This is a genomic window from Desulfosporosinus sp. BICA1-9 (assembly GCF_000802135.1).
This window is the reverse complement of the sequence record NZ_JUEE01000197.1, coordinates 1-26,278: the sequence shown is the minus strand read 5'-3', so window position 1 is coordinate 26,278 and position 26,278 is coordinate 1. Positions and strand designations below refer to the sequence as shown.

The window sequence follows — 26,278 nt, the reverse complement described above, 5'->3', positions numbered from 1 at the left end:
ACATTTCTACATTTCTACATTTCTACATTTCTACATTTCTACATTTCTACATTTCTACATTTCTACATTTCTACATTTCTACATTTCTACATTTCTACATTTCTCGCTCAACTCCTTCCAGGAGATCGTAAATAATCCAATAAAAAGCAAAAAAGGCCAGACCGTCCATTTAAGACGACCTGTCTCAATTATAGTCCCCCGTACATTCTGTCACCCTAAAAGAATATCCCGCTCTACAACCCGCTGATACCAAGGCCTTCACTCAACCAATTTTATCAAACCGGTCAGTGCTGAAAGCAAACTGGTGCACTGTGAGGCTAGAATCATCCATATTGGAAGAAAATTAGCCACTGTTGAAGGACGCATAAGGGGCGGAAATAACGAATTATATGCTCACGGAGTGAGCACCTGCCTGATTTTTAAAGTGGGGTAACCCCAAACGTTGCCTAAAAAGATGACGAAAGATTCGGAAAACATTATACGCTTGGAGGCTGGTTCTCTCAATTTGTACCTTCGTCTAATAACCTGCCGTTAAAACGGAACTGCTTAAGCCTAAAACAGATAAATATATTGACAAATTTATCGATATACCATAAAATAACAGTGAGAATATATGAAAGGGTTGATGTCATGCTAAACCCTAACTCTATCAGCGGAGCAATGAATTCTCTGGTGCCAATTTCTCGTTTCAACAAAGGCGAAGCCAATAAAATTTTTGAGGAAGTCCGTGAAACCGGCTTTAAAATTGTACTAAAAAACAACACTCCTACCTGTGTGCTGCTTACACCCGAAGCCTATGAGCAAATGCTAGAAACGATTGAAAATTACCGTTTGCTTGTGGAAGCTGAAAACCGCATGGAAAACGCTAAAGAAGAGGATTTTATTCCGGCGGAACATGCCATGCTGGAACTGGGCATTAGTGAAGCTGATCTAAAAGATTTAGAAGTGGAACTCGAATAGCATGTGGAAAGTAGAATATTTAAGAGAATCATTAGAGGATATTAAGCGACTTGACCACTCACAGCGTTTGCAGGTGGTAAAAGCCATCAATAAAGTCGCGGTCAACCCTCTACCCCAGGCTCAAGGCGGCTACAGAAAACCACTGAGCAACAAAAGTGGCACGAACCTAGCAGGTTATTGCAAAATCAAGCTCTTAAGGCTAGGGTTACGGATAGTGTACAAGGTCGTGCGGGAAAACAACATCATGAAGATTGTTGTGGTTTCCGCACGAGCTGATGATGAAGTATATATTCTGGCCCAAAAGCGTATAGAGCAATAAAGAAAACGTCCGGTCTCCGGGCGTTTTTATGTTGGATCGGATTTAACTCTCTCAATACTTCTTTACTTGGTTTTTCGGAAGGGATTTACAGTGTTGTGGGTGAATCACTTGTTGATGCATACATTATTTAGAGGTACAAAGAACTTCCTATTATAAAACATGACTCAGTATATAGTTGTGCAGTTATTTAAAGAAATAAGAAAGTGGGAATGTGTAATGAGTGACGATCAGAAATGCCCTATATGCCCGAAATGCGAGCAGGAGTATGATAATGCGAATTCTATAGAAGAAATTAATGTCTGTCCAAATTGCGAAACGATGGAAATGCTAAAAATTTACGCAAAGCACCTAGTCCAGGGAAAATAATATTAAACGGATCCATTTTGCCAGTTGACTAAATGCTTATGAATAGCCGCTTCATAAATAGAAGATTATTTAAGTTATAAAGTCAACGGAGATAGCGATCCACTTTTCAGTTGGGGTAATTACTTATCAATTTTTCTGAAAGTTTTTAGTCATAATATTAACATGTGCTACTTTTTAACTCATGAAGAAGGTGATAAGCCAAGATTTGAAAAACTTATTAAGTGTAACATTTGGGATGCCCCTGATAATATGCAACGCTTGTTATCAGAAATAGAAAAAGGAAATTTTATTTTTAATTTAGATATTGATTATTTTTTTACCCGTTGTGGAAGTACGGAGATTCAAATGTTCTCTGATGATTATTTAGAATATTTACTAAGCCCGATATCGGCAGAGTATAAAAAAGGAAATATAAGTGTCATTACTATAAGTCTTAGTCCGGAATGCTCCGGTGAATGGGAAAAGGCAATAACCACATGCGATAAAGTATGTAAAATAATGGATATACCTTTTAATGTTGAGATGATATAGCCACTTTGAACGGGATTCCCGACACTCAATGAGGGGGCCGTTGCTTAACGTAACCGTCATTATCGGACTTAAATTTGAAAAAAGTACGTAAAAAAGACCCGGGATTACCCAGGAAGGACTCATTATTATTTTCCTCTGTGTTTCTGCTTTCACTTTTTGAATATCAATTTTATGTTTTTTAGCTTGAGCCGCTTCTTTCATCTGGCGACTGGTGATTTGCTAATATTGCCATGTACCCCTATAGAACGACCACAAAATCGTCCACATGTGTATCCTTTGTTTTTAAATTTCGTCAGTAATGACTCCTAAAGGAGATAATTCAGTTCAGGCTTGCTCGATCATCTTAGCTAATGTTTCCAGAGTATTGTCATCATTTGAGTTCCTATTAACACCTTACTCAGCCGAGATCCGCAGTAAATCTTAGACTGAAAAAATGCCCATAGTCCCTTTCAAGCCATTGACGATTCGGGAAGTGTCGAACTCATGGCAGCACCTCTAACTTCAACCCCTTTACTAAAAGGCAAAGGCCCTCCAGCTGTTATATCGATATCCATTATTGTCGGATTTACCACCTTTCATAAGTGGCGTAGGGTTCGACCGTCGTCATATTCGTCGTAGTAACAGGCGGCCACTCTTTAAGCCTTTCGACCATATATTCAGCAAGGCTGCTCGCGTCTTTACTGCATTTTTCCTTCACCGCCGGATTATTGGGCAGGGGGGTAACTTGAGGCTGCTTTCTCCGGAGTGGTTTGGTTTCGTTCTTTCAGAGCCAGATCCAGCTCCCGGGTGGTCATATTCTTAACATCAAGCTCAAGGATAAATTTCTCCCGCTCATCTTCCGGAATCCCCAACAGGAAAAGGGCCTGGCAGTATGTCAAATTCGTCAGCGCTGACGAATTTGACATACTGCCGTCAGCGCTGTCAGCAAACAGTTTATCACCATATTCTTCAAAGAGCTGCACCAGCCTGTTGGCTGTGCGCTGGGAATAGCTCACCGATTCCAGCAACCATTTCCCCATTCTCCATGAGGGAGCAGGGCCTTGGCCACAATAACAGCATACGTAGACGGGCTTCGGATGGTGAAGGCTTTGGCATAACCCCATCAAAACATCTGCCAAACTTGGGATCTGGTGACACCACCAGCTAAAATTATATCCGAAACAGCCAAGGTCAGCTGGTCTTCATATCCTCCAACGAAGGCATAAATAATCCAAGAAAATAGAAAAAAGCTAGATTGTTCCCTCAATCACTCTGTCACTATAAAAAGAACATACACTTCTCAAACCATCTCATACCATGGATTTCACTCAACACCAATATAGCACAATTATCGTCTCCACGTACCTCGTCCAAGTGAAAATATTAATAGTTGTGCGCATTAATTATTGTGGTATATGGTCAGGTTTGGTAATTACATCTCCTTAAGCACCCGCCGCAATGTATAATCTGTGTCCAATTAAAATATACCTCTGTATTATATCTAATGTTTCACTCATTAGGGAACCTTATGCCATTGATCCTATTAAGCATCCACCATGAGTGTCATATTATCCCTATGAACCACTTCTTCACCATCAAAGTCCGGGATGATTTGGTGCAGTTTCACAGAATGCAGCCCCTTCACCTTCTGTACCTCATCTTGGCTCAGCTCGACGACCCCTCTGGCGATCTCCTCTCCCAGCAGGTTGAGAATCCGAACGATTTCTTTACGTTCCCAAGTTCCCTCTGCAGATACAATTCCTTTAGCCAGTAAACTTTTGCCTTCTTCAATAAGCGCCTTGGCGGCTCCGTCATCGACCTGAATACTCCCTTCAGATAACCCAGCGTATGCTATCCAGCGTTTCCGACCTGCAAGACGATGTTTTGAGGGCTGAAAATAGGTTCCCTCAGGACCCTGACCCTCGGGTAAATTGATGAGTTCCCGGAGTCGAGTGAAATTCAACAAAAGCATACCAATTCCAAAACGAGTGGCAATCTTGGCCGCTCTTAATTTTGTGACCATCCCCCCGGTGCCTAATAGACTTCCCACCCCACTAGCCATACTTTCCACCGCCGAAACCTCTGTCACTTCCTTAATTAATTGAGCAGACAGATCCTTTTTGGGATTGCCTGTGTACAAGCCATCCACATCCGTCAGAATCACCAATAAGTCCGCACCAATAAGCCCTGCCACCAAGGCCGATAGGGTATCATTGTCCCCAAAACAGAGTTCTTCTACCGCTACGGTGTCATTTTCATTAATGATCGGAACCACTTGTAAGCGCAATAATTTCTCCAGTGTGTTTTGAGCGTTACGATAGTGTGACGCTTGAGCTAAATCTATGCGAGATAAAAGAACTTGCGCCCCGATGATACCATGCCGTTGAAGATTATGGGCATACCTCTCAATGAGTACCCCTTGACCTACAGCCGAAACTGCTTGTTTACCTGCTAAATCTCGTGGGCGTGAATGTAGCCCTAATTGTCCCATGCCAGCAGCTACAGCTCCGGAAGTGACTATAATGCACTCCACGTTCTTTTGCTTGAGAGCAGCGATGACTGAGACGATTTCAGCGATCGCTTGATCATCTAAACCGCCTTGCTGGTGATTCAAACTGCTGCTCCCTATTTTCAAAACTACCCGACGAACTTCATTTAATGTCACTCTGAATACTCCCCTTCCAAGTCTTCTGCACGCCGAGCACAGGCTTTTACCGCTTTCAGTACGGTTTGCGCCAATCCGTCATCTGTAAAAACATTAATGGCCGCATAAGTTGTTCCATTAGGGGAGGTTACTTCCTCGCGTAGTCTGCCTGGTGACTTATCACTCTCAGCAATCATTTTTCCTGCCCCAATCAACGTTTCAAGCACTAAAACCTCAGCATCCTCTTCACAAAGCCCTAGTTCAACCCCGGATTTTATCAAACTCTCTGCAAAGAGATAAAAATAAGCAGGCCCACTTCCACTAATTGCTGTTAGGGCATTAATATTTTCTTCTGGGACCCACATAATCCGCCCCGTAGCCGAAAAGATCTTCTCGCCCACCCCAGCCTGTTCCTCCGTGACATTATCCCCTCGCACCAATCCAGTCATGGAATGAAGCACCGCAGTCGAAGTATTCGGCATGGCTCGGATTATTGCAACCCCTGGCAGGTATTTATAAAAAACCTTTAGAGGAACACCAGCCGCCACACTAATAACCATCTTACCCTGCAACGAATAATTCGCAAGATCTTTAACCACTGCTTGAACATCCTTCGGCTTCACCGCAATAATCATGACTTGCGACCTTTCCACAAGCTCCTTCAACGAAGCCGCAACAACACCATATCGATCTACCAGTCCCTGCAAACGCCCCTGATTGGAAAGATTCGTCACTCGAATCTCAATCTCCTTGTTCGTTTTTTTAAGACCACTGATCATAGCCTCCGCAATATTTCCCCCACCAATAAAACCAATTGACTGAGTCATCCTCTACACCCTTTCATATCCGTTTAAGCTGTATTGAGCTTGATTTACCCCTTAGATGCCCTTTGCCTACTTTTAGTAGCATGCCACTCTCAACAAAATCTAATAAGAACCCCAATTAATACAAACGTATTAATTGTCTAAAACTTTTCTAATCTAAAGAAGCGTCTTGCAAGCTAAATCATAGCCATCTCCAACAAAAATTCGTGGTTAACGTACCCATCCTATTTTACCCACCCTAATTACCCAAGCCGCAGGCGGTTTCTGAAACTCTGAAGCATGTGAGAGGAATTACTCATCACAGAGCTCAAAGGAATGATGCTAGAAACCCTAACGAGATTTGTCTACGACTTATGCAAGTCAGGAACCGTCCCAACATTGCACAACTTTCACCAACTTCACGCAAACCTGTATGGTCCCCCCGTTCCCCCTCGTCCTAGCCCAATCTGACCAGAAATTAAGGGGACATTGCTAAGTGAACACTTTAGTGGAGTTCACGATAAAGCGAGTACCGATGCTGAAGCATTATTACGCCTAGGTTCACATCTTGCGCTACCCAGAGGTTGGCGTAATAGCTTCAGCATCCAAACGAGCCAGTGAACGCAACGTGTGTGAGCGTGCAATGTCCCCTTACTTTCAAAGACCCCCAATGCCCTTACTTGCAAAGACCCCTAAATGCAACGATAAAAAAAGGCCCCTCCCATCCTTATATCAAGGACGAAAGAAGCCTTCCGCGGTACCACCTTTATTGCCAATGCCAACTCATGTTGCAAGATCAAACTCACAACATTCCGCATAACGGTGGAAACCGACCGATTCATCATCAGCGCATCACGACTGGGGTTCTGATACCGTGGGCGGAAAAACTCTCAGCAAATGTTTCTCTCTCTGAACACCACCGACTACCATACTAGGTCGATCTCATGCTTTATACATTATCTAATTGAGTATACTCTATCTGAATCCTTCACCCTTTTCAAGTGCTGATTTGAATTCTATACCATTAGACTATTCAGCTCTCTACTTAAGTGCCTCTACTACAGCATTGCCCATTTCGATAGTTCCCAGAACTTTATCTCCCGGCTTTGCTAAGTCAGCTGTTCTATACCCCTCTTGTAAAACACGTTCAATCGCTCCCTCGATCATCAAAGCCTCATCCTCTAAGCCAAAGGAGTAGCGCAGCATTAGAGCTCCCGAAAGAATCGTGGCTAAGGGGTTAGCAATGTTTTGACCAGCTATATCCGGTGCCGAACCATGGGCTGGCTCATAGAGCCCTTTAGATCCATTCATGCTCGCCGACGGGATCATTCCGATCGAACCCAGTAACATTGATGCTAAATCGGTCAGGATATCTCCGAACATATTTTCCGTGACGATCACATCAAATTGTGCGGGCCAGCGAACCAATTGCATCGCTGCGTTATCCACATACATATGACTTAATTCCACCTCTGGGAAATCTTTAGCAACCTCAACAGTTATCTCACGCCAAAAGCGGGAGGACTCTAAGACATTCGCTTTGTCTACAGAACAAAGCCTTCCACGCCGCTTAGCAGCCATTTGGAAGCCAAGTTCTACAATACGTCGGATTTCCTCCTCCGTATAAACCAAGGTGTCATAAGCGCTCCTAGGATTTGTACCTCTGCCTTTTTCACCGAAGTAGAGGCCGCCGGTCAATTCGCGCAAAACTACCAGGTCTACGTTCTCGACCACCTCAGTGCGAAGTGTAGAGGCATCCGTTAACATGGGGAGCATTTTGACAGGACGAATATTGGCAAAAAGACCCAGAGCCTTACGGATCGGCAGTAGCCCTCCCAATTCCGGTCGTTGCGGAGCAGGCAGTGTATCCCACTTAGGTCCTCCGACAGAACCCATTAAAATCGCGTCCGCTGCCTTGGCGGCAGCTAGAGTCTCATCAGGTAAAGCCTTGCCTACTGCATCAATTCCAGCTCCCCCGATTAATCCATATTCAAAGTTCAGCTGAGTTGACCGACCTTTTAAGACCGCCTCTAAAACCTTAACTGCTTCTGGGGTAATCTCTAAACCAATACCGTCTCCCGGCAACACTAAAACATTAGGCATTTTTTCTCCTCCCTTTTACGTAAGGAATAAGTCCACCCGCTTGAATCAATTCCTGCATGAAAGGAGGAAAAGAACGAGCTTGAAACTGCTGAGCAGTTGTCCGGTTCTCAATGATACCCGTGGCCAGATCGACTTCGATCTCATCTCCTGGAGTAATCCCTGCCACAGCTTCCGGGCATTCCATAATGGGCAGACCGATATTTAAGGCATTGCGGTAGAAAATCCGGGCAAAGGACTCTGCAATCACGACTTTAATGCCACAGGCCTTAATAGCAATAGGTGCATGTTCACGTGAGGAACCGCAACCAAAGTTTTTTCCACCAACCATGATATCTCCAGTTTGAACCTCTTGGGCAAATTGTGTCCCAGCGTCTTCCATGCAGTGTGCTGCCAGATGCTCAGGAGTCGATTTATTTAAATAACGGGCAGGCAAAATGACATCCGTATCAATGTCATGCCCAAACTTCCACGCTTTCCCCAATTTAAGATACCTCCTCCGGATGAGCAATTTGCCCTTTTATCGCCGATGCTGCCGCGACTGCTGGATTAGATAGGTAGATTTCACTCTCAACGTGTCCCATACGTCCCACAAAATTCCGATTTGTCGTAGAGACTGCCCGCTCTCCTTTTGCCAAAATACCCATGTGTCCACCCAGGCAAGGACCACAGGTCGGCGTACTAACCGCAGCTCCAGCTTCAATCAAGGTATCGATAATCCCTTCACGCATAGCATCACGCATGATGGTTTGGGTTCCGGGGAATACCAAGAGCCGAATTTCAGGGTGTACCTTCTTGCCACGCAGAATTTCTGCAGCAAGACGTAAATCTTCCAGTCGACCGTTCGTACAGGAGCCGATGACAACTTGGTCAATTTTAATTCCGCTTGCTTCCTGAACAGATTTGGCATTTTCCGGAGAGTGGGGGAAGGAAACTTGGAGCGGGATTTCCGCTACGTCAAACTCTTGGATATCCATGTAATGAGCGTCTTTATCACTATTGAGTAAAGGATATGAGCGACGAGCTCGTCCTTCGAGATAAGTAAAGGTTGTTTCATCGGGAGCAATAATCCCATTTTTTGCACCGGCCTCAATCGCCATATTGCAGATTGTAAAACGATGATCCATAGATAAAGCCGAGATGCCCTCGCCTGTAAACTCCATGGCGCGATAGCAAGCCCCATCTACACCTAGTTTTCCTATTAGATATAGAATGAGATCCTTGCCTCCGACCCACTTCTGAAAACCCGTTCCGCGGAAGATAAACTTCATGGATTCTGGAACCCGAAACCAAGCTTCACCGGTTGCTAATCCTGCAGCTAAGTCAGTACTGCCAACCCCAGTGGCGAAAGCCCCCACAGCACCGTAGGTGCAGGTATGCGAGTCCGCGCCAATGATCAGATCCCCAGGCAAGGTGAGTCCCTGTTCAGGAAGCAGACAATGTTCAATTCCCATTTGTCCCACTTCAAAATAGTGCTCAATCTGGTGATTCCGTGCAAAATCACGCATTACTTTGCATTGCTCAGCCGATAAAATGTCCTTATTGGGCGCAAAGTGATCTGGAACAAGAGCCACCTTTTTAGTATCAAACACCTTATCCGTACCAAACTTTTGAAACTCTTGAATGGCCACTGGACCCGTCACATCATTGGCTAAGACAAGATCGAGTTTCGCGGTGATCAGTTGACCCGGAATTACTTCTTCTAGCCCAGCATGTTGGGCCAGAATTTTTTCCGTAATTGTCATTGACATGGCTCTTACTCCCTCCCTTATCTCGCGTTTTTCTCCCGAACTTTTATCCAGCCTCGAACGAACGCACGGTTTACGGCTTGAAGATAGCCGCGTACACTGGCTTCAATAATATCCGTACTTACCCCACGGCCGCCAACCAGATTTTCTCCAAACTTGACGGTCACTGCTACTTCTCCTTGGGCATCTTCGCCACCATCAAGGGCTTGCAAGGAATAATGGCTCAGAGTTCCCCGGGTTCCCAAAACCTTATCAATAGCCTTAAAGGCTGCATCCACGGGTCCATCTCCACAGGCTGCGTCTTCTAAGCGTTCCCCATTGTACATGAGTCCGATGGTAGCAGTGGGGACTAAATGAGTTCCACTGGAGACTTGTAAATATTCTAGAGTAATTTGATCGGCTTTCTCTTTTTGCACTTGCGCAAGAGAAAATAAGTCAGCCGTTGTGACATCACGCTTTCGATCTGCCAATTGTTTGAACCGAGCAAAAACGTCTTCAAACTGATCTTCCGCTAAATCCAGTCCAAGATCTGTCAAGCGTTGATGAACTGCATGTCTTCCGGAATGTTTCCCTAGAACAATGGACTCCACATCGATCCCTATGACGCTGGGAGACATAATTTCATAGGTGGATCGTTCTTTAAGGACACCATCTTGATGAATTCCTGATTCATGGGCAAAAGCGTTTTTACCCACAATGGCTTTATTGTGTTGAATTATCATACCAGTTAAACGACTCACCATTTGGCTCGTTCGAGCGATCTCTGTCGTCACAATGGATGTTTCAACACTATACTGGTCCCTGCGAGTGCGCAGAGCCATGACAAGTTCTTCTAAGGCTGCGTTTCCAGCCCGTTCTCCAATTCCATTCACAGTACACTCCAGCTGATGCACGCCCGCCCCAACTGCGGCTAAGGAATTCGCCACTGCCAGACCTAAATCATTGTGACAATGAACACTGACTTTAACCTTCTCTATTCCAATCGTACGCTCCATGACCGCACGGATAAATGCGGTATATTCTTCAGGTGTGGCATAACCCACGGTATCTGGTATATTCAGCACGGTGGCTCCAGCTTTGATGACCCCCGAAAAGACCTTTGCCAAAAAATCCACCTCACTGCGCGAGGCATCTTCAGCACTGAACTCGATATCACTGACTTTCGATTTAGCCAATCGAACTGCTTCAATGGCTTGTTCTAATACTTCTTCAGGGGACTTTTGCAGCTTATAAAGCATATGAATGGGTGAAGTGGCGATAAAGGTGTGAATACGTGGGGACGCCCCACCCGAAAGCGCTTGCCAGGCACATTCAATATCTTTAGCATTGGCTCGGGCAAGCGCTGCCACACTCACGCTTCTGACTTCTTGGGCGATTCGACGTACTCCCTCAAAATCACCGGGGGAGGCTATAGGGAATCCCGCTTCAAGAACATTAACGCCGAGCTTAGCTAACTGATGAGCAATTTGCAACTTTTCATCTGCGTTAAGAGCCACTCCAGGGGATTGTTCACCATCTCTAAGCGTAGTATCAAAGATCTCGATCCGGCGCATTACGTTAACTTCCTTCCGAACTAACAATTTATCAAATTCAAAGAAGACTCCCACTTCTATAAGTGGGTGTTCCTTATTTTGCTTCGGTGGGGGTAGAGTCCCTCACCGAAGTCTCGATGTTCAGCTTTAGCTGAACGAGTTCACTCGTGCTTTTTCAACCAGCTCATCATTCCTCTAAGCTGTTCCCCAACCTTTTCAATCGGATGATTGGCTTCATTACGAGTCATTGCGTTAAATGCTGGACGATTTGCTTGGTTTTCCAGTAACCAGGCTTTAGCAAATCGACCGTCTTGAATTTCTTCGAGTACACGTTTCATTTCTTTACGAGTTTCTTGGTTAACGATTCGTTTACCGACAGTCATATCTCCATACTGAGCGGTATCGGACACAGAATATCTCATCCAACCCATGCCGCCCTCATACATTAAGTCGACAATGAGTTTTAGCTCGTGTAAACATTCAAAATAAGCAATTTCTGGTTGATAACCAGCCTCTACCAAGGTGTCAAAGCCTGCTTTAACGAGTTCTGAGGCCCCTCCGCAAAGAACTGCCTGTTCTCCAAATAAGTCGGTTTCGGTTTCCTCACCGAAGGTCGTTTCCAGTACTCCAGCCTTTGTCGAGCCAATTCCTTTGGCATACGCCAGGGCTAATTCTTTGGCTTTACCTGTAGCATCTTGATGAACAGCTATCAAGGCTGGAACCCCTGCACCTTCAGTATAAGTGCGGCGTACTAAATGTCCTGGGCTTTTCGGAGCCACCATGAAGACATCAACATCTTCGGGTGGGACGATTTGTCCGAAATGAATATTAAAGCCATGGGAAAAGACGAGTGCTTTTCCTGATGACAAATGCTGCTTGATTTCTGCATAATAAACCTTACTTTGGGTCTCATCCGGAAGTAAGATTTGAATGACATCCGCGCGTTTAGCAGCCTCTTCTACTGTCATAACCTCAAAGCCTGCGGCTTGCGCACGCTCAGTACGAGCACTTCCTGGACGAAGACCAATCACAACGTTAAGACCTGAATCTTTAAGGTTTTGAGCTTGGGCATGCCCTTGGCTACCATAACCCATTACAGCAATAACTTTACCTTTTAGTAACTCCAGATTTGCGTCAACTTCATAATACATTTTTGCCATTTTGTAATAACTTCCTTTCAACTATAAACCTTTTTATCAAAAACCCACTATATTATACTACAACTCGTACAAGCTTTGTCTAGGCATCCGAACGCAAAATTGCAATCTTGCCGGTGCGTACCAATTCTAGTAATCCATGGGGTCGAACCGCATGCACAAAGGCATCTATTTTAGGAATATCTCCCGTTAACTCCACCGTTAAATTGGTTCTACCCATATCCACAACCCGTCCTCGGAAAATATCGACGGTCTGAAGAACCTCAGATCGAGTTTCTGCGCTAACTTCCACGCGGATTAACGCCAACTCTCGATCAACCACGCTTTCCCCGGTCAAGTCCGTTACGGAGCACACAACCACCAGTTTACTAAGCTGATTTCTCACTTGCTCAATGATTTGATCATCACCATTTACAACGATCGTCATCCTGGAAAGTTCAGGATCCTCCGTCTGACAGACCGTAAGACTATCAATGTTATAACCCCGACGCGCGAACAATCCAGCCACCCGGATTAAAACACCTGGATTATTCTCAACAACAACCGCCAGTGTATGCAGCATACTATCACCTCACAATCATTTCAGTAATGTCTTTACCAGGAGGAACGAGGGGCAAAACATTCTCATCCCTTGAAATCTTAATATCGATCAGAACTGGTCCAGGATGATTGAACGCCTCCTCAATGGCACTGCGAACTTCTTCTGCGGAATTTACATGGATGCCGAGAATACCATAGGCTTCCGCCAATTTAACGAAGTCCGGATTTCCTTCAAGCTGGATTTGACTATAGCGCTCTGCATAAAACATCTTCTGCCATTGGCGAACCATACCAAGGACCCCATTGTTCAGAAGGATGATTTTAATAGGAAGTTTATTTTGAACAACCGTTCCTAACTCCTGGATTGACATCTGTAATGAACCGTCTCCCGTGATTAGGATGACCCTATCTTCCGGACGGGCAAATTGAGCCCCGACGGCAGCAGGTAAACCATAGCCCATAGCGCCTAATCCGCAACTGGTCGCATAATTGCGGGGGTGTACAGTAGGATAATATTGGGCGACCCACATTTGATGCTGTCCTACATCCGTCGTAACAATAGCGTTTTCTCCGGCCAGTTCCCCCAGGCACTCCATGACCATCTGTGGATTAAGACTGTCCTTGTCATAGCTTAGGGTATGATTGACCTTCCAGTTACGCAACTGGGTCCACCAATCAGCAACCTCGGGGGCAGCGAACCCCGGCATTGCTTCTAAAATCTCTTCCAGAACTTGACGGGCATCCCCAACGATTTTGATATCCGTTTTTACGACTTTACTGATTTCTACCGGATCAATATCAATATGAATAACCTTTGCTTTGGTCGCAAAGCGATGCCCCATACCACTTGTTACACGGTCATCAAAGCGTACGCCCACCGCAATCAGCAAATCACAATCATCCACAGCATAGTTCGCGGTCACTGTTCCGTGCATTCCGACCATTCCCAATAAATTAGGATGTCCTAAAGGAAGGCTTCCAATTCCCATCAGGGTCGTGACCACTGGCGCGGCGGTTTTTTCAGCGAGTTGCCTTAAGACGTCTTCCGCTCCCGCAGTTACAACACCACCCCCTGCATAAAGCACAGGCTTGCAAGATTCAGACAGGGCCTTAGCCACTTCTTCTATTTTACCGTTATTGGCTTGACCAAAGATTTTGTACCCTCTTAACTTCATCTCATTAGAATAGGGAACCACGTTTTCTTGGGCTAAAACATCCTTAGGAAGATCGATGAGCACGGGTCCCGGTCGACCCGTTCGGGCAATATAAAAGGCCTCTTTGACAATTCTCGGTAAATCCCGTGGATCCTTCACTAAATATGAATGCTTAGTAATGGGCATGGTAATCCCTATGATATCCACCTCTTGAAAGGAATCCGAGCCAATTGAACCCGTAGAAACCTGCCCCGTCAAAACCACTAAGGGAATCGAGTCAGAGTAGGCATTGGCAATACCCGTCACTACATTCGTCGCTCCAGGTCCAGATGTGGCTAAACAAACTCCAACTTTCCCACTGACCCGGGAATAACCATCCGCTGCATACACGACCCCTTGTTCATGCCGCGCTAGGACATGTCGTATAGGACTATCCAAAAGGGCATCATATAATGGAAGTAATACCCCGCCCGGATAACCAAAAATAACGTCAACCCCTTCTTGCTGCAAAGCATTCAATAAGATGGTTGCCCCTTTTAAGCCTGTTTTTACTTCACTCATACTCTTTCCCTCCCTTAGCTTTTGCTTCTACGTGCTGTAAATTTCAGGACCATTGATGTGGGTAAGAGCCCTAAAGGCCTCCAGAAGCTGTTTAAACTCCGGACCAGGAACCCCATCCCCGATCTCACGCCCGTCTACTTTGATCACTGGGATCAATTCGGCTGCGGTACCGGTAAGAAAACATTCATCAGCTGTATACAAGTCATGTCGAGTGAATAATTCTTCCTTCACGTTCATACCCAGTTCACGAGCAAGGTCCATCACAGAGTTTCGGGTGATGCCTTCAAGTATACCTGCCGAAAGGGGAGGAGTCATTAAGACGTTATTACGATAGATAAAAATGTTATCAGCCGTTCCCTCAGCCACATATCCGTCTTGAGTGAGCATAATCGCTTCAATCACACCAGCCTGTATACTCTCTAGTTTAGCCAGTATATTGTTAAGATAATTAAGGGATTTAATCCTCGGGTTCAAGGAATCTGGATTGTTTCGACGAATAGCCACAGTCTTTACTTCTAACCCTTGCTCATACATGCTTTGCTCAAAGAGCTTAATTTGCGCAGCAATGCAAATAATAGAAGCCTTTGGACATTTATTAGGGTCAAGTCCTAGGTCTCCCTTACCTCGTGATACCACAAGGCGAATATAGGCATCTTTCAAACCATTCCTGCGTAACGATTCCAAGACAACCTCTTGCATTTCTTCCTTACTAATGCCAATCGTCAATTGAATGGACTTAGCAGATTCATAGAGGCGTTTCAAGTGTTCTTCTAATTTAAACACTCGGCCATGGTACGCGCGAATCCCTTCAAAAATACCGTCTCCATACAAAAACCCATGATCAAACACCGATACTTTTGCGTCTTCTTCAGGAACAAATGAACCATTCAAGTAAATAAGCAGTCCCATTTAATTAGCCCTCCTTAAAATCGCGAACAAATAAAAACCCTAAGCTAAGTCCCCCCTAGAAACGTGGAACTTTCCGCTTGGGTTTTTTCTACCCACGGTGTAAATCCAATCTGGATTCTGTACCGCTCGGACCAGACAGGTTGCCCCCGGAACCCTAGGCACACTTCCTTTGCTGTTATATCACATTTATATTGAGAACGTTGTGTATATGATACAGAATACCTTCCTCAGTGTCAACCCTATTTACAATAAATGTTACGAATTTCCTTAAGAATTTCCTTGTCAAAGCTAGAGCGAACGCGTATAATGTCCACTATGCAGATACATATGTTTTTTTGAGAGGAGTTGTCTTGACTTGCCAATTCAAATAGGAATTTTGGGCTTGGGTACTGTAGGGACTGGAGTCGTACGCATATTACAACAAAATGCTACGGATATTCAGACTCGAACCCATTGCGAGGTAAAAATCAAAGGCATCCTTGAGCGTGATCTCCAACGAGCACGCGAGCTTAGCGGTGACATTCTAATCACGGATCAACCTGCAGAAATTCTACAGGACCCTGAAATCGATATCATTGTCGAAGTCATGGGAGGCATCGAACCAGCGCGTACTTTTGTATTAGAAGCTTTACGCAACGGGAAAAATGTCGTCACCGCGAATAAAGACTTAATCGCGCTTCATGGGCATGAACTTCTTGACGCTGCTAATGCCGCCGGAAAGGACCTCTATTTCGAAGCAAGTGTCGGCGGCGGAATTCCGATTATCGCAGCCATGAAAGAATCCCTTGCCGCAAACCGCATTACCCATGTCTTGGGGATTATTAATGGAACGACAAATTACATTCTTACAGCAATGGCCGAACAGGGCCGTGAGTATGCCGAAGTCCTAGCAGAAGCCCAGCAATTGGGGTATGCTGAATCCGATCCTTCCTCCGATGTTGATGGCCTAGATGCTGCGCGAAAGCTTGCCATCCTTTCTTCAATCGCTTTTAATTCGCGGGTTGCCCTTAAGGACGTCTTTGTGGAAGGGATCTCCAAAATCACCCGTGAAGATCTGGCTTATGCCGCTGAGCTCGGTTGTACCATAAAACTTTTAGCCATAGCCAAACACCAAACTGAGGGAATCGAAGTGCGTGTCCATCCGGCGATCTTGCCACTTACCCATCCTCTTGCCTCAGTAGGCGGTGTTTTCAACGCTATTTACGTAGTAGGAGATGCCGTCGGAGAAACCATGTTTTATGGTCGAGGCGCTGGTTCTCTTCCCACAGGAAGTGCAATTGTCTCTGACATTATGCGTATAGCGCGCAATATTGAATCCAACTCCACTTCTGCCATCAATTGTACTTGCTATCTGGACCTCGCACTCAAAGCCGTCTCCGATTTCTATACGGCCTTCTACATCCGCTTACTTGTCAAAGACGAGCCTCGAGTTCTGGCCACTCTTGCCCTTCTTTTTGCTGAAGCAAATATCAGCTTCGCCTCGATCATTCAAAAGCCACGCGATGAACATCAGGCTGAAATTGTCCTCGTGACTCATCCCTGTCGTGAAGGGGCCCTTCAAGAAGCCTTAGATTCTGTCAAAGCCTATAGCAAGGTCCTTAATATCCACAATGTTATTCGCTTTGAAAATGGGGATCATGGGGCAAAGGCCTAAGTGAACTCGTTCAACTAAAGTTGAACATCGAGTCTTCGGTGGGGGACTCTACCCCCACCGAAGCAGAGCCGGGGGTACCACTCCCACTTGTAGAAGTGGGAGTCTCACGATTGGATCAAATTCTTACTAAATTAGGGAGGAAAAGAATGTTTCGTGTAAAGATACCGGCCACCTCCGCTAATCTCGGACCTGGATTTGACTGTTTGGGGCTGGCTCTTCAACTATATAATACAATGACAGTAGAACCAAACCGACCGTTTCAGATTACTTTGACTGGGTCTTATAGAGATGAGATTCCTGCCGATGAAAGCAATCTAGTCTGGCGAACCATGCTTCATTTTTGGGACCTCGTCCACTTCCCCACTCCCACAGTCGCTCTAACCTTTGAAAATCACATTCCCCCTGCGCGGGGCTTAGGAAGCAGTTCTGCTGCCATTGTCGGAGGACTTGTTGCCGCCAACACCTTAGCTGGATCCCCATACTCCCAGTACGAATTGCTACAAGTCGCTAATACCCTAGAAGGGCACCCTGATAATGTTACTCCTGCCTTATATGGTGGTGTGACACTGTCTGTCCCCACGGAAAGTGGCGTTCTTCCAAGAGTCCTAGCCCAATCGCCAAATTTAAGAGCGGTTGTGATTATTCCTGATACCCACCTCAGTACGAATAAAGCTCGAGCTATATTATCCCCTGAAGTTCCTCGCAAGGATGCCGTCTTTAATATTTCTCATGTTGCGCTAATTACCGAGGCCTTTATTCGTCAAGATTATTCCCTCTTAAAAGAAGGAATGCGTGACACGCTTCACCAAAATCAACGCGCCGCACTCATTCCAGGCTTACTCGAAACTTTAGAAATAACCCTGCAAGCAGGTGCCTTTGGAGCAGCCCTTAGTGGTTCAGGACCAACACTATTGGCACTGACAGAACCGGAATTTGAACAGGCTATTGCTCAGAAAGCACTTCAAGTTTTTAAAAAGCATGAAGTTCGTGCTCAGGCGTTTGCCTTAGGGATCGATTCAGAAGGAACACAAGTTGATTATACCCTGTAGGTACTAATCCCGATCAGTAAGATTAGGTACGTGTCCCAAATCAGCTTAAACAAGGGCAGGATTCTTTCCTACCCTTGTTTTTTTTATTCCCTTCTTCCCTCAGCATAACCAATGAACAGACTAGCCATCGCTATAAGCATTTTCCAGTTTTCTACATATTCTAATAGAGATAACATTTTGTAACATTTTTGTTTTGATTTAATAAAGGAGGACGAAATCCTATGATAAAGAAACAATTGGCTTCTTTACTATTTAACAAAAATCGGACGGATAATGATTTGATTACTACGGAACAACTGTCCGACTTAGAACAGTCTTCAAGCGACATCATTATTAATACGCTTGATTTCACCCATCAAACCTCAGAATTATCTCCAAAAACCAAGGCATCCGATCTGATTGACAGTTACCGAAAGGCAGCCCAAATAGTTAAGGAAGTACTGAGTAAAGGCAAACACCTATTTTCTGAACTCAACAAGTGATTGCAGGTTGTTTCAATTTAGCTGCTGTCCAAGCTCTGTGATGATATCCTACTTGCTGCTCTGATGCGACAACGTGAAGCAACACGTACCCTCTAATGAAGAAGCCTGCATTTTACTGTTATTAGTAATTGCAGGCTTCTATTTGGGAAATAGCCGAGTTCACTTTAGGTTATCCAGATATTTTACAGCCTGCAAGGCAGCTGTTCCACCTTCTCCTGCCGCTTTAAATAATTGATAAGGTGGACCTGAACAATCTCCTGCTGCAAATAGCCCCGGCAAACTCGTCTCTAATTTGTGGTTAACCTTAATAGCCCCCTCCTCCATTTCCAAACCAGATACCAGCTGCTCTGCTGGTAGAGTTTCTCTCAGGATAAACACACCGTCTACTGGGATTTGTTCCCCTTCAAGAACGATCTGTTTTACGCTGCTGTCTCCGATTATTTCCTTTACTTTACCCTTTTTCACTTCAATTCGTGGATGAAGCCTCAAAACGTCGCTGTAATAGGGTATGTAATATACTTTAGCACAGATATCGACCATGAAATTAGCTTCATCTTCCCCTTCTTGACTGTAGGAAATGAATGCGACTTGTTTATTCTTATATAAAGGACCGTCGCACGTTGCACAGTAACCCACTCCACGACCCAATAATTCTGTTTCTCCTGGAAATAGCTTATCCACTGAAACACCCGTAGCTAGAACTACCGCATCCGCCTCAAAGGATTCGTCTTTACCAAGTAGCGTATAAGGGGGCCCTGGATATATATTGGTTACTTTAAACGGAACAATCTTGATTTCCATTTCCTTAAGATGTTCTAAAAACCGTTGCCGCAATTCTTCCCCACTTATTTGGGGAAATCCTAGCCAATTATCGATTCGCGGAGCTTTGGAGAGCTTGGGGCTACAGAATTCCGTGCCAAGAAGTATGAAATCACGTTTTCGAATTTTAGCATTCAGTGCTGCAGCCATCCCTGCCGGCCCACAGCCAATAATCGCCAGTTCGTAGTGGTCTTTAAGTGTTTTCAGATCTTCAGACATTATGGGCATCTCTCCTCTAGCGATAAATCCTTTACCAATAAAAGTGTTCCCCGAATAACTTGAAAATACTACGTTGTCAGAACCCATTGACCGAAATACGTTCCCGGAGTAGAATAAATGCTAAGTAAACCTATATGCACATTGATAATAGCTGAGGTGTACACTATGAGTGAAGATCTACTAAGTAAACTCGATCCCATGATTTCTATGGAGCGTACTATTCAAGCGGAACTACTTCTTCTCTTAGGACAAAAACCTTCTCACGGCTACGAGTTAATTCAACGCCTCAATGATTCAGACTTTAAAAGTGGAGAAGCCGATACTGCCACAGTTTATCGTAATCTAAGACGCATGGATAAGGACGGGTTGATCCAATCCCATTGGGAGATCGGTGAAGCAGGCCCAGGTAGGAGACTCTATGAATTAACCCCCTTAGGAAAACAGTCTCTAGATTTATGGTCCCAATTTCTAACACTTCAAAAAACTAAGCTCCAAAAATTCCTACAAGCCTACAAGCAGTATGAAGATTCTTTAGCTAAAGGGGAAAACGAGGTGAACAAATCTTGAATACTTCGTCGAATGCTCTCAGACTTATCCATGCTGGCGCTTTACAGCGCGTGATGGAAACCTGCCTTGACCTCTATACTAGGATGAACCCGAATCTCAAATCCGAGCTAAAAGGGGTAGGTTCGAGGGAAGGTGCCAAGCGGTTGTTATCTGGAGAACACTATGACGTCATTGCTCTCGCTGACCAAGCACTCTTTGCAGAACTGTTGGTCCCGGATTTAGTCGAAAACTACTTTATTTTTGCGGCTGATCAGATCGTCATCGGTTATACCGGGTTTTCTAAAGGAAGCAACGAAATCACCCCCGACAACTGGATTGATATGTTACTTCAATCACAAGTCCGCTTCTCTCATTCTAACCATCATCTGGATCCCTGCGGTTATCGAGCCCTTATGGTTTGGCAATTGGCCGAAAAATTCTATCAGCGGCCAGATCTCTCAACAGAGATGGAAGCAGCCTGTTTTCCTTACGAGACATACCCGAAATCATTAAATCTGGCCAGTGATTTATTAAAAGGTAAGGTTGATTACGCTTTTCTGTATTCCTCACAAGCCAAACAATTAGAGCTGCCCTACATAACCCTACCCTCAAAAATTAATCTCTCTAACCCGGCGTATGCCAATTATTATGACCAAGCAGCAGTATCCGTAGAAAGTAAAATTCCAGGCAAAAACATCATCATTCATGGTAAACCTATAGAATTCGCAATCGGCAAATCCAGAAACAGCCACTTATCCGAACACGCTCAATCCTTTATTGATCTGCTCACAGGTCCGGAGGGAGATTCGATTCTAGAGGAATATGGCTTAATCCCCTGCTGAGTAAATTTGCATTGCTATCAGTTTTCCCCACTTTGTAATGCTTGAAAACCCTGAAACAAGACTATTAATTAGGGGGCTAGGTTATGGAACTCAAAACAGAAAGCCAACCTCTAGAGTCAGAACCACCTAGGAAGGTGAGCCTTTGGGAAATTGCTAAAACCGTATTTCATATCGGACTTGTGTCTTTTAGTTTAGCTGCTTTAGGAGAAGCCAAAAAATCCCTGGTAGACAAGAAACACTGGATGACGGATGAAGAATATCTAAACGGAGTCGCTCTATCTCAACTTTTGCCAGGCGCACCCGCTGTAAATCTAAACACCTATATAGGCTATTTCCTGAGGGGTTTTCCAGGGGCCTTAGTGGCTAGCATTTTTTTCATTATTCCTTGTTTTGTACTTATGGTCGTGCTTACCCACCTCTATCTGAATTATAACGATATCCCCGCTGTAACCTCGTTATTTAAGGGAGTAGGAGCTTTAGTAGTAGGCCTAGTCTTCAATACCATTATTGATCTCTGGAAAAGAGGGGTAAACTCCCCACAGCTCAACATCTTAGCGGTCGGTGGGTTTCTGATGATTTTCTTCTTAAAGGTTAATATCCTGTCTCTGCTTCTTTTTGCTGGAGGAGTCAGCCTAGTGTTTACCTTCTTGACAACAAAGTTTTCCAGTTGGCAAGCCATCATGAATCGACGATTTTGGGTTACGAACAAGACCTTACAGAAGCCTGCTTCCGCAGTCCGGTTTGAATTCAGTAAGAAAAAATACCTCATCATGCTAATCATGCTGGCAGTGCTGCTCATCATTAATTTAGGGATTAATTTTAGCAATCCCACCTTTCGACAATTGGGTAATACCTTATTTAGCATCGGTGGACTGACCTTTGGGAGCGGCTACGCTATGCTCCCATTTATCCAGGATGCAATGGTCAATCAATATCACTTTTTGACGGATCAAGAATTCGGAATTGCTTTAGCCCTGAGCTTACTAACCCCCGGTCCAGTAACCATAATTTCCGCCTTTATCGGCTACAAAGTGGCAGGATTATTCGGGGCAGCCCTAGCTATGGCAAATATGTATTTGCCTGCTTTTGCCGTAGTCAATCTCATTTCTGACCTTTATAACCGGGCGGGTAAGATCGATATCATCAAGATGGTCATTACTGGGATTGTAGCCGCTTTTATCGGCACCCTCTGGGCCGTGATCTTCAAATTGACAAGAAGTTCAATCCTTGACCTACCAACTTTCGGCATCGCCCTAGCAGCTTTTGGAGTACAGCGATTCACTAAAATAGATACCCTCTGGATTATCATCGCCGGAGCACTACTCTCCCTCATAATTTTCTAGCGAAACAGGGGGACAGGGCACCCTGTTTCGCTTTTCCTGCTTGGAGTTATTATTTTCGTCCTGTAATTTAATGGTTTTTAAACCAAATAAGCCCACTTGTTAAAGGTGGGCTTTCCTTTATAATGAGACATTCAATATATCTAAAACCTTTTGAATTGGATTTAATAATGTTGCTTGATCGGAGCCTGCAAACAAAAGGCCCACAGCCTTATTATTTTCTTCCATTACTAAGGATCCGCTATCCCCTCCCGAAGACATATTAGTAGTCAAAATCTGATTCTCAAACCTCAAAGTTCTACGACTTCCATACCCGATATTGATTGTTACATTGACTGCTCTAATAGTACCAGTGGTTAGACCCGTTGTACGGCCGGTCTTTCTAACATTCATACCTACTTGAGCGACAACAGCCGCTTGTACTTTCCCAATTCCAAGTATCTCCGGGGCAATCCATGAATCATTTAAGGGTTGCGCCAAAGCACAATCCACATTGTTTATTCTGGGGTAATCATTTAAAGCGACATACTTTTTCAAACGGGCGATTACGTTTTCCGAGGCACGTCCACTATCAATAGCGCCTGGCTGAAGGATTGAATCTCCTATCTTTGCTCTTAAATCTCTTCCATTTGAGGAGTTAGCGAGGACGTGGTTATTCGAGAGAATAAGTGCTTGTCCATTCTTTTTATCATATACGACGGCTCCAAAGGTTCCTGCCGTAGTACGATAGTGTCCAATACTTACACCTGGATGGGCTGGTCTCATACGCTCAGTGTAGTCCAGCAAAATAACTGCAGGATTTTCAACAGAATAAGCCTTCATGTTACCGACTTCAATTACATCAGTTATTAAGCCGTCCATTGTTTCGGGAACTATTTGATGCTTCTTTAATTGATCCAAAGGTACTTTTCTATTCACCAAGACCAAAATTGCTTTTTGCCCCGTTGTGACTCCCCCAATTTCCTTGAAACCCTGCCCAACCCCAATAACTTGTGGCAGAGCTATTAAGGATTCCTTGCTTTTTTTGTCCATTTAACAATTACCTCCGTTTGTCCTTTTTGCATTATATGAAAAGGTGGACAAACGGTGACAAGCCTAGTGACAGTGGTTATAAACATTAGCCAATTCAGGATGTTTGCTATCTATGCATTGCTATAGATAGCTAGATGCCAAGATAGCCAAGAGTGTCTATGTCGATTGTCTTCGTGCATCGAATTAACCTTGACAAGAATTGTGGAAGTATTATCATGGAAATAATGAGTAGTTAAGAGATTGCGATCTAAAATAGCTCTTGCAATGGAGGCTGCTCATATCTGAAGGGTAAAAAACAGAAAAAAACAAAAGAGACCTCTAGCAGGTCTCGATTCATATATCTCGTGAATTGCAAAAAGAAATTTGGAACACCCCTTCCTCTGTTTCTCTTTTAAAAGGTGGCTAGATTAATGTATTGTGATCTCTTAATAAGAAATGGTTTCATCATTGATGGTACAGGGAAACCGGGATTCTATGCTGATCTCGCTGTAACCCAAGGAAAGATCATAGAAATCTCTGCAAAAATTGAATGCCAAGCGGATTTAATCATAGATGCTTTCGGATTGACGGTTTGTCCAGGGTTTATTGATCCCCATGTACATGAAGAGCTGACCGTTTTAACAAGTGGTAAGTTTGAGGAATTTTTACGTCAAGGGGTTACAACGACGGTTAACGGGAACTGTGGACATTCCATAACTCCCTATTCTTCGGATAATATCTATGAGTATATGGCTAAAAAAGGACTTATTTCAGTCAAGATAAAAGAGAGAAATCAACGAGACGTACCTGTCTGGACAAATTTCTCAGAGTATTTTGACGTAATCAAAAACAAAGGTACAAATATCAACCTGGGATTTCTCTTAGGACATGGCACTTTAAGATGGAGTGTAATGGGAGATGCAAAAAACAGAAAACCGACTGTTAAAGAACAAAGCACACTCGTCCGTCTGATTGAGGAAGGCATGGAACAAGGGGCCTTAGGCCTATCAACTGGCTTAACCTATAGCCCTAGCAAATATGCGGATACTGATGAAATCATTAAACTTGCTAAGGTAGTCCAAACGTACGACGGGCTCTATACCACCCACATTAGAAGCTATCTTGGTATTCTGGAAGCAGTTCAGGAAGCTATAAACATTGGCGAAGCTGCCGACATAAGAGTTCAGGTGTCCCATCTGACACCGAATTGTCCAGAGGCTTTTGATGAAATACTGTCTGCCCGGGAACGTGGCTTAGAAATTGCTGTCGATACTATCCCTAAGAGCAGCGGACACTATAGGAGAAAGGACCGCCTATTCCAGTATGTGTTTTCACAAGAGGGCACACTAACTGCTGAGGGACGAAGAAAACTATTAAAAAAGATCCGCTTCAAAGAAAAGCTCTTGGTTATCAATACGGATGATCCTCTCCTGGAAAATCGGGCCTTAAAGGAAATTGCTTTTGAGAGAAAGCTGAATATCGATGATCTAATCCTCAATCTCTTAGAAAATGATCGTCCTAACTTGACCTTCTGTCAGGGGGGACTCAACAGGCAAGATTTCCCGGGATCACCTTACGCGGATAATATCGCTCATAATCCACTTGTCATGGTTGGATCCGATAGGGTATCTGGGGATGTCGACGACCCCTATGCTCAGTATGAATTATTCCGAAAAGGCGCATTCCCGATATATTTTAGCTTATGCAGGCAAAACAGGGTGAGATTAGAAGAGATTGTGCGCAGGATAACGTCTTTACCGGCACAACACTTTAGCTTGAGTGATCGAGGTCTGCTCGCCAAGGGAAAAGCCGCCGACATCACAATCCTTGATGTAGACAATTATACCTATCCCTCCAATGAGGAAATCGATTATAGCAGCCCATTTTCAATGACCAGAGGGGTAAAGTATACAATTGTTAATGGCAAAGTAGCCCTAGATGATGGAACGCTCAAAGAAATACATGCGGGGCAATTATTAGCGAGAAGTGGTAGGAAATTGTAGCCCTAAGGTATCGTTCAATTTAAGAATCCTGATGTTTCTAAGTCAGCTCTATATAGATCAATGTAGACTCTTTTTCCACCTATAGCCCTGCTCTCAAATAAAACAACCTCTGCAACCCTAAACTCGCCTAGTTGCTTTGTATGAACAACTGAAAGATCGATATTATCGAGTTTGGGACGAGAGACCAGCGTTATATGAGGCTTAAATTGGCGTTCCTCCAACTTAAAGCCCTTTCTTTTGAGTTCAAGATGCAGATTATCCCTTAGCTGATTTAGTTCCGTTAAACCACCATTTAATGCGGTCCATAGGGTATGAGGCCGTTTAAGAGAGGGAAATCCACCTACTCCACCGAGGTTTAAATCAAAAGGGCTATAGTTCCTTGCTACTTTGGTAAGTGTTTCGGTCAGTACAGGAATCGCAGTACGGTCTAATTCCCCTAAAAATTCTAAGGTTATATGAAGACTGTCTTGTGATTTCCAGGACCCATTTACTCCAAGATGTCTTAGTTCGGACTGAAATTCGAGTAGAGCTTGTTTAAGCTTAGTAGAGTCTGTTTCAAAAAAGCAAAACCAAACTTATCTCAACCCGGTTAAGGAACAAACGTGCCCCTTGGTCTGTGATTTTTACTCCTTGCAAAAGCCCCCGAAAGAGTTCCTAATACTGAGAACGGATAGTCACAAAAAAGCTTCCTAAAAAGGCCATACTACTCCCTTGGTTCCATTTGGGGCTGGATGCCAAGGTGCATTATTGCTTTTCAGGAGTGTTTGTTGCTTAAGCCGCACGAAGCAGCGTGTATTTTCGGTCGTAAATGGCTTGCTCTGCAAGTCGTCGCAACTCTTGATTTCGCCCTTTGGGAACGAAGTGTTCTTGGGCATGGTGGATCATCCCGAGAATTAAACGGCTTACATCAGCTAGCCGAAGGTAGGTCTCCACCCGTTTTTGCCCACGTATTGTCAACTTCTTATGGTGGAAAACGTGATCCAATAGGTTTGCCTCTAAAGCAAAGTTTA

The 26,278-nt window shown here is 44.3% G+C and carries 24 protein-coding genes and 2 pseudogenes; 11 read left to right on the top strand and 15 right to left on the bottom strand.

Translation table 11 applies throughout. The features are described from left to right. Positions 1-274: 274 nt before the first annotated feature. From JL57_RS35435 to JL57_RS24335, 4 genes are all read left to right on the top strand, one after another. The gene (locus tag JL57_RS35435) at positions 275-433 is read left to right on the top strand and encodes a PaaI family thioesterase (protein ID WP_291300521.1); all 159 of its coding nucleotides are present in this window, start codon (positions 275-277) and stop codon (positions 431-433) included. 197 nt (positions 434-630) lie between these two features. Beyond that, entirely contained in the window at positions 631-960 is a 330-nt protein-coding gene (locus JL57_RS24350; RefSeq protein WP_034144525.1) for a type II toxin-antitoxin system Phd/YefM family antitoxin, read from the top strand. A 1-nt stretch (position 961) separates the two neighbouring features. Continuing rightward, complete coding sequence (locus tag JL57_RS24345) at positions 962-1,279, top strand: type II toxin-antitoxin system RelE/ParE family toxin (protein WP_034144524.1); 318 nt, start codon at positions 962-964, stop codon at positions 1,277-1,279. 615 nt (positions 1,280-1,894) lie between these two features. Further along, the gene (locus JL57_RS24335) at positions 1,895-2,176 is read left to right on the top strand and encodes a hypothetical protein (protein WP_291300519.1); all 282 of its coding nucleotides are present in this window, start codon (positions 1,895-1,897) and stop codon (positions 2,174-2,176) included. A gap of 565 nt (positions 2,177-2,741) precedes the next feature. On the opposite strand, the pseudogene JL57_RS24330 reads toward JL57_RS24335, so the two are convergent. The 11 genes and pseudogenes from JL57_RS24330 to ilvE form a co-directional block, all read right to left on the bottom strand. Continuing rightward, positions 2,742-3,254 (bottom strand): annotated as a pseudogene (locus JL57_RS24330) (DUF3102 domain-containing protein). 444 nt (positions 3,255-3,698) lie between these two features. Beyond that, the gene (gene proB / locus JL57_RS24325; RefSeq protein ID WP_034144521.1) at positions 3,699-4,820 is read right to left on the bottom strand and encodes a glutamate 5-kinase; all 1,122 of its coding nucleotides are present in this window, start codon (positions 4,818-4,820) and stop codon (positions 3,699-3,701) included. Beyond that, positions 4,817-5,626 (bottom strand): pyrroline-5-carboxylate reductase, encoded by an 810-nt coding sequence (proC, locus tag JL57_RS24320; RefSeq protein WP_034144520.1) that lies wholly within the window; start codon positions 5,624-5,626, stop codon positions 4,817-4,819. The genes proB and proC overlap by 4 nt, the downstream gene beginning before the upstream one ends. A 1,017-nt stretch (positions 5,627-6,643) precedes the next feature. Then, positions 6,644-7,705, bottom strand: a complete 1,062-nt coding sequence (gene leuB / locus JL57_RS24315) for a 3-isopropylmalate dehydrogenase (protein WP_034144519.1) — start codon at positions 7,703-7,705, stop codon at positions 6,644-6,646. After that, positions 7,698-8,186, bottom strand: coding sequence for a 3-isopropylmalate dehydratase small subunit (locus JL57_RS24310; RefSeq protein WP_034144518.1), 489 nt, complete (start codon positions 8,184-8,186; stop codon positions 7,698-7,700). The genes leuB and JL57_RS24310 overlap by 8 nt, the downstream gene beginning before the upstream one ends. A 1-nt stretch (position 8,187) precedes the next feature. Next, entirely contained in the window at positions 8,188-9,453 is a 1,266-nt protein-coding gene (leuC, locus tag JL57_RS24305) for a 3-isopropylmalate dehydratase large subunit (RefSeq protein ID WP_034144517.1), read from the bottom strand. Between the two features lie 17 nt (positions 9,454-9,470). Beyond that, positions 9,471-11,030, bottom strand: a complete 1,560-nt coding sequence (locus JL57_RS24300) for a 2-isopropylmalate synthase (protein ID WP_291300520.1) — start codon at positions 11,028-11,030, stop codon at positions 9,471-9,473. A gap of 113 nt (positions 11,031-11,143) precedes the next feature. After that, entirely contained in the window at positions 11,144-12,142 is a 999-nt protein-coding gene (gene ilvC, locus JL57_RS24295; RefSeq protein WP_034144515.1) for a ketol-acid reductoisomerase, read from the bottom strand. A gap of 79 nt (positions 12,143-12,221) precedes the next feature. Then, positions 12,222-12,701: an acetolactate synthase small subunit gene (gene ilvN / locus JL57_RS24290; protein ID WP_034144514.1), complete on the bottom strand. Its 480-nt coding sequence runs from the start codon at positions 12,699-12,701 to the stop codon at positions 12,222-12,224. Positions 12,702-12,705: 4 nt separating this feature from the next. After that, positions 12,706-14,394 (bottom strand): biosynthetic-type acetolactate synthase large subunit, encoded by a 1,689-nt coding sequence (gene ilvB / locus JL57_RS24285; RefSeq protein ID WP_034144513.1) that lies wholly within the window; start codon positions 14,392-14,394, stop codon positions 12,706-12,708. 27 nt (positions 14,395-14,421) lie between these two features. Next, a complete protein-coding gene (gene ilvE / locus JL57_RS24280) occupies positions 14,422-15,303 on the bottom strand; it encodes a branched-chain-amino-acid transaminase (protein ID WP_034144512.1) in 882 nt (293 codons plus the stop codon). Positions 15,304-15,658: 355 nt separating this feature from the next. Here ilvE and JL57_RS24275 point away from each other — a divergent pair, with 355 nt between their 5' ends. The 3 genes from JL57_RS24275 to JL57_RS24265 all read left to right on the top strand — a co-directional run bounded on the left by JL57_RS24275 (position 15,659) and on the right by JL57_RS24265 (position 18,488). Beyond that, on the top strand, positions 15,659-16,957 hold the full coding sequence (locus JL57_RS24275; protein WP_034144511.1) for a homoserine dehydrogenase: 1,299 nt from the start codon (positions 15,659-15,661) through the stop codon (positions 16,955-16,957). 146 nt (positions 16,958-17,103) lie between these two features. Then, positions 17,104-18,006 (top strand): homoserine kinase, encoded by a 903-nt coding sequence (gene thrB, locus JL57_RS24270; RefSeq protein WP_034144510.1) that lies wholly within the window; start codon positions 17,104-17,106, stop codon positions 18,004-18,006. A gap of 221 nt (positions 18,007-18,227) precedes the next feature. Next, entirely contained in the window at positions 18,228-18,488 is a 261-nt protein-coding gene (locus tag JL57_RS24265; RefSeq protein WP_034144509.1) for a hypothetical protein, read from the top strand. A gap of 159 nt (positions 18,489-18,647) precedes the next feature. Here the strand turns inward: JL57_RS24265 and JL57_RS24260 are convergent, their stop codons facing one another. Continuing rightward, on the bottom strand, positions 18,648-19,526 hold the full coding sequence (locus JL57_RS24260) for an NAD(P)/FAD-dependent oxidoreductase (protein WP_034144508.1): 879 nt from the start codon (positions 19,524-19,526) through the stop codon (positions 18,648-18,650). Between the two features lie 165 nt (positions 19,527-19,691). On the opposite strand from JL57_RS24260, the gene JL57_RS24255 reads away from it, so the two are divergent. The 3 genes from JL57_RS24255 to chrA all read left to right on the top strand — a co-directional run bounded on the left by JL57_RS24255 (position 19,692) and on the right by chrA (position 22,257). Next, complete coding sequence (locus JL57_RS24255) at positions 19,692-20,093, top strand: PadR family transcriptional regulator (protein ID WP_034144507.1); 402 nt, start codon at positions 19,692-19,694, stop codon at positions 20,091-20,093. Beyond that, complete coding sequence (locus tag JL57_RS24250; RefSeq protein WP_034144506.1) at positions 20,090-20,914, top strand: extracellular solute-binding protein; 825 nt, start codon at positions 20,090-20,092, stop codon at positions 20,912-20,914. The genes JL57_RS24255 and JL57_RS24250 overlap by 4 nt, the downstream gene beginning before the upstream one ends. Positions 20,915-20,997: 83 nt before the next feature. Further along, the gene (chrA, locus tag JL57_RS24245; protein WP_034144505.1) at positions 20,998-22,257 is read left to right on the top strand and encodes a chromate efflux transporter; all 1,260 of its coding nucleotides are present in this window, start codon (positions 20,998-21,000) and stop codon (positions 22,255-22,257) included. A 117-nt stretch (positions 22,258-22,374) separates the two neighbouring features. Here chrA and JL57_RS24240 read toward each other — a convergent pair whose 3' ends face one another. Next, positions 22,375-23,286 (bottom strand): hypothetical protein, encoded by a 912-nt coding sequence (locus tag JL57_RS24240; protein WP_034144504.1) that lies wholly within the window; start codon positions 23,284-23,286, stop codon positions 22,375-22,377. A gap of 410 nt (positions 23,287-23,696) precedes the next feature. On the opposite strand from JL57_RS24240, the gene JL57_RS24235 reads away from it, so the two are divergent. After that, on the top strand, positions 23,697-25,268 hold the full coding sequence (locus JL57_RS24235; RefSeq protein WP_034144503.1) for an amidohydrolase family protein: 1,572 nt from the start codon (positions 23,697-23,699) through the stop codon (positions 25,266-25,268). Positions 25,269-25,282: 14 nt separating this feature from the next. On the opposite strand, the pseudogene thpR reads toward JL57_RS24235, so the two are convergent. Next, a pseudogene (gene thpR / locus JL57_RS24230) lies at positions 25,283-25,807 on the bottom strand (RNA 2',3'-cyclic phosphodiesterase); the annotation flags it as partial. 232 nt (positions 25,808-26,039) lie between these two features. Next, on the bottom strand, positions 26,040-26,278 hold a 239-nt coding region (locus JL57_RS24225), incomplete at its 5' end, for a hypothetical protein (protein WP_034144502.1).

Coding starts and splice junctions, on each gene's coding strand:
- JL57_RS24350 (WP_034144525.1), top strand. CDS start 631: ATGCTAAACCCTAACTCTATCAGCGGAGCAATGAATTCTCTGGTGCCA.
- JL57_RS24345 (WP_034144524.1), top strand. CDS start 962: ATGTGGAAAGTAGAATATTTAAGAGAATCATTAGAGGATATTAAGCGA.
- JL57_RS24335 (WP_291300519.1), top strand. CDS start 1,895: ATGCAACGCTTGTTATCAGAAATAGAAAAAGGAAATTTTATTTTTAAT.
- proC (WP_034144520.1), bottom strand. CDS start 5,626: ATGACTCAGTCAATTGGTTTTATTGGTGGGGGAAATATTGCGGAGGCT.
- leuB (WP_034144519.1), bottom strand. CDS start 7,705: ATGCCTAATGTTTTAGTGTTGCCGGGAGACGGTATTGGTTTAGAGATT.
- leuC (WP_034144517.1), bottom strand. CDS start 9,453: ATGTCAATGACAATTACGGAAAAAATTCTGGCCCAACATGCTGGGCTA.
- ilvC (WP_034144515.1), bottom strand. CDS start 12,142: ATGGCAAAAATGTATTATGAAGTTGACGCAAATCTGGAGTTACTAAAA.
- ilvN (WP_034144514.1), bottom strand. CDS start 12,701: ATGCTGCATACACTGGCGGTTGTTGTTGAGAATAATCCAGGTGTTTTA.
- ilvB (WP_034144513.1), bottom strand. CDS start 14,394: ATGAGTGAAGTAAAAACAGGCTTAAAAGGGGCAACCATCTTATTGAAT.
- ilvE (WP_034144512.1), bottom strand. CDS start 15,303: ATGGGACTGCTTATTTACTTGAATGGTTCATTTGTTCCTGAAGAAGAC.
- thrB (WP_034144510.1), top strand. CDS start 17,104: ATGTTTCGTGTAAAGATACCGGCCACCTCCGCTAATCTCGGACCTGGA.
- JL57_RS24265 (WP_034144509.1), top strand. CDS start 18,228: ATGATAAAGAAACAATTGGCTTCTTTACTATTTAACAAAAATCGGACG.
- JL57_RS24260 (WP_034144508.1), bottom strand. CDS start 19,526: ATGTCTGAAGATCTGAAAACACTTAAAGACCACTACGAACTGGCGATT.
- JL57_RS24255 (WP_034144507.1), top strand. CDS start 19,692: ATGAGTGAAGATCTACTAAGTAAACTCGATCCCATGATTTCTATGGAG.
- chrA (WP_034144505.1), top strand. CDS start 20,998: ATGGAACTCAAAACAGAAAGCCAACCTCTAGAGTCAGAACCACCTAGG.
- JL57_RS24240 (WP_034144504.1), bottom strand. CDS start 23,286: ATGGACAAAAAAAGCAAGGAATCCTTAATAGCTCTGCCACAAGTTATT.
- JL57_RS24235 (WP_034144503.1), top strand. CDS start 23,697: ATGTATTGTGATCTCTTAATAAGAAATGGTTTCATCATTGATGGTACA.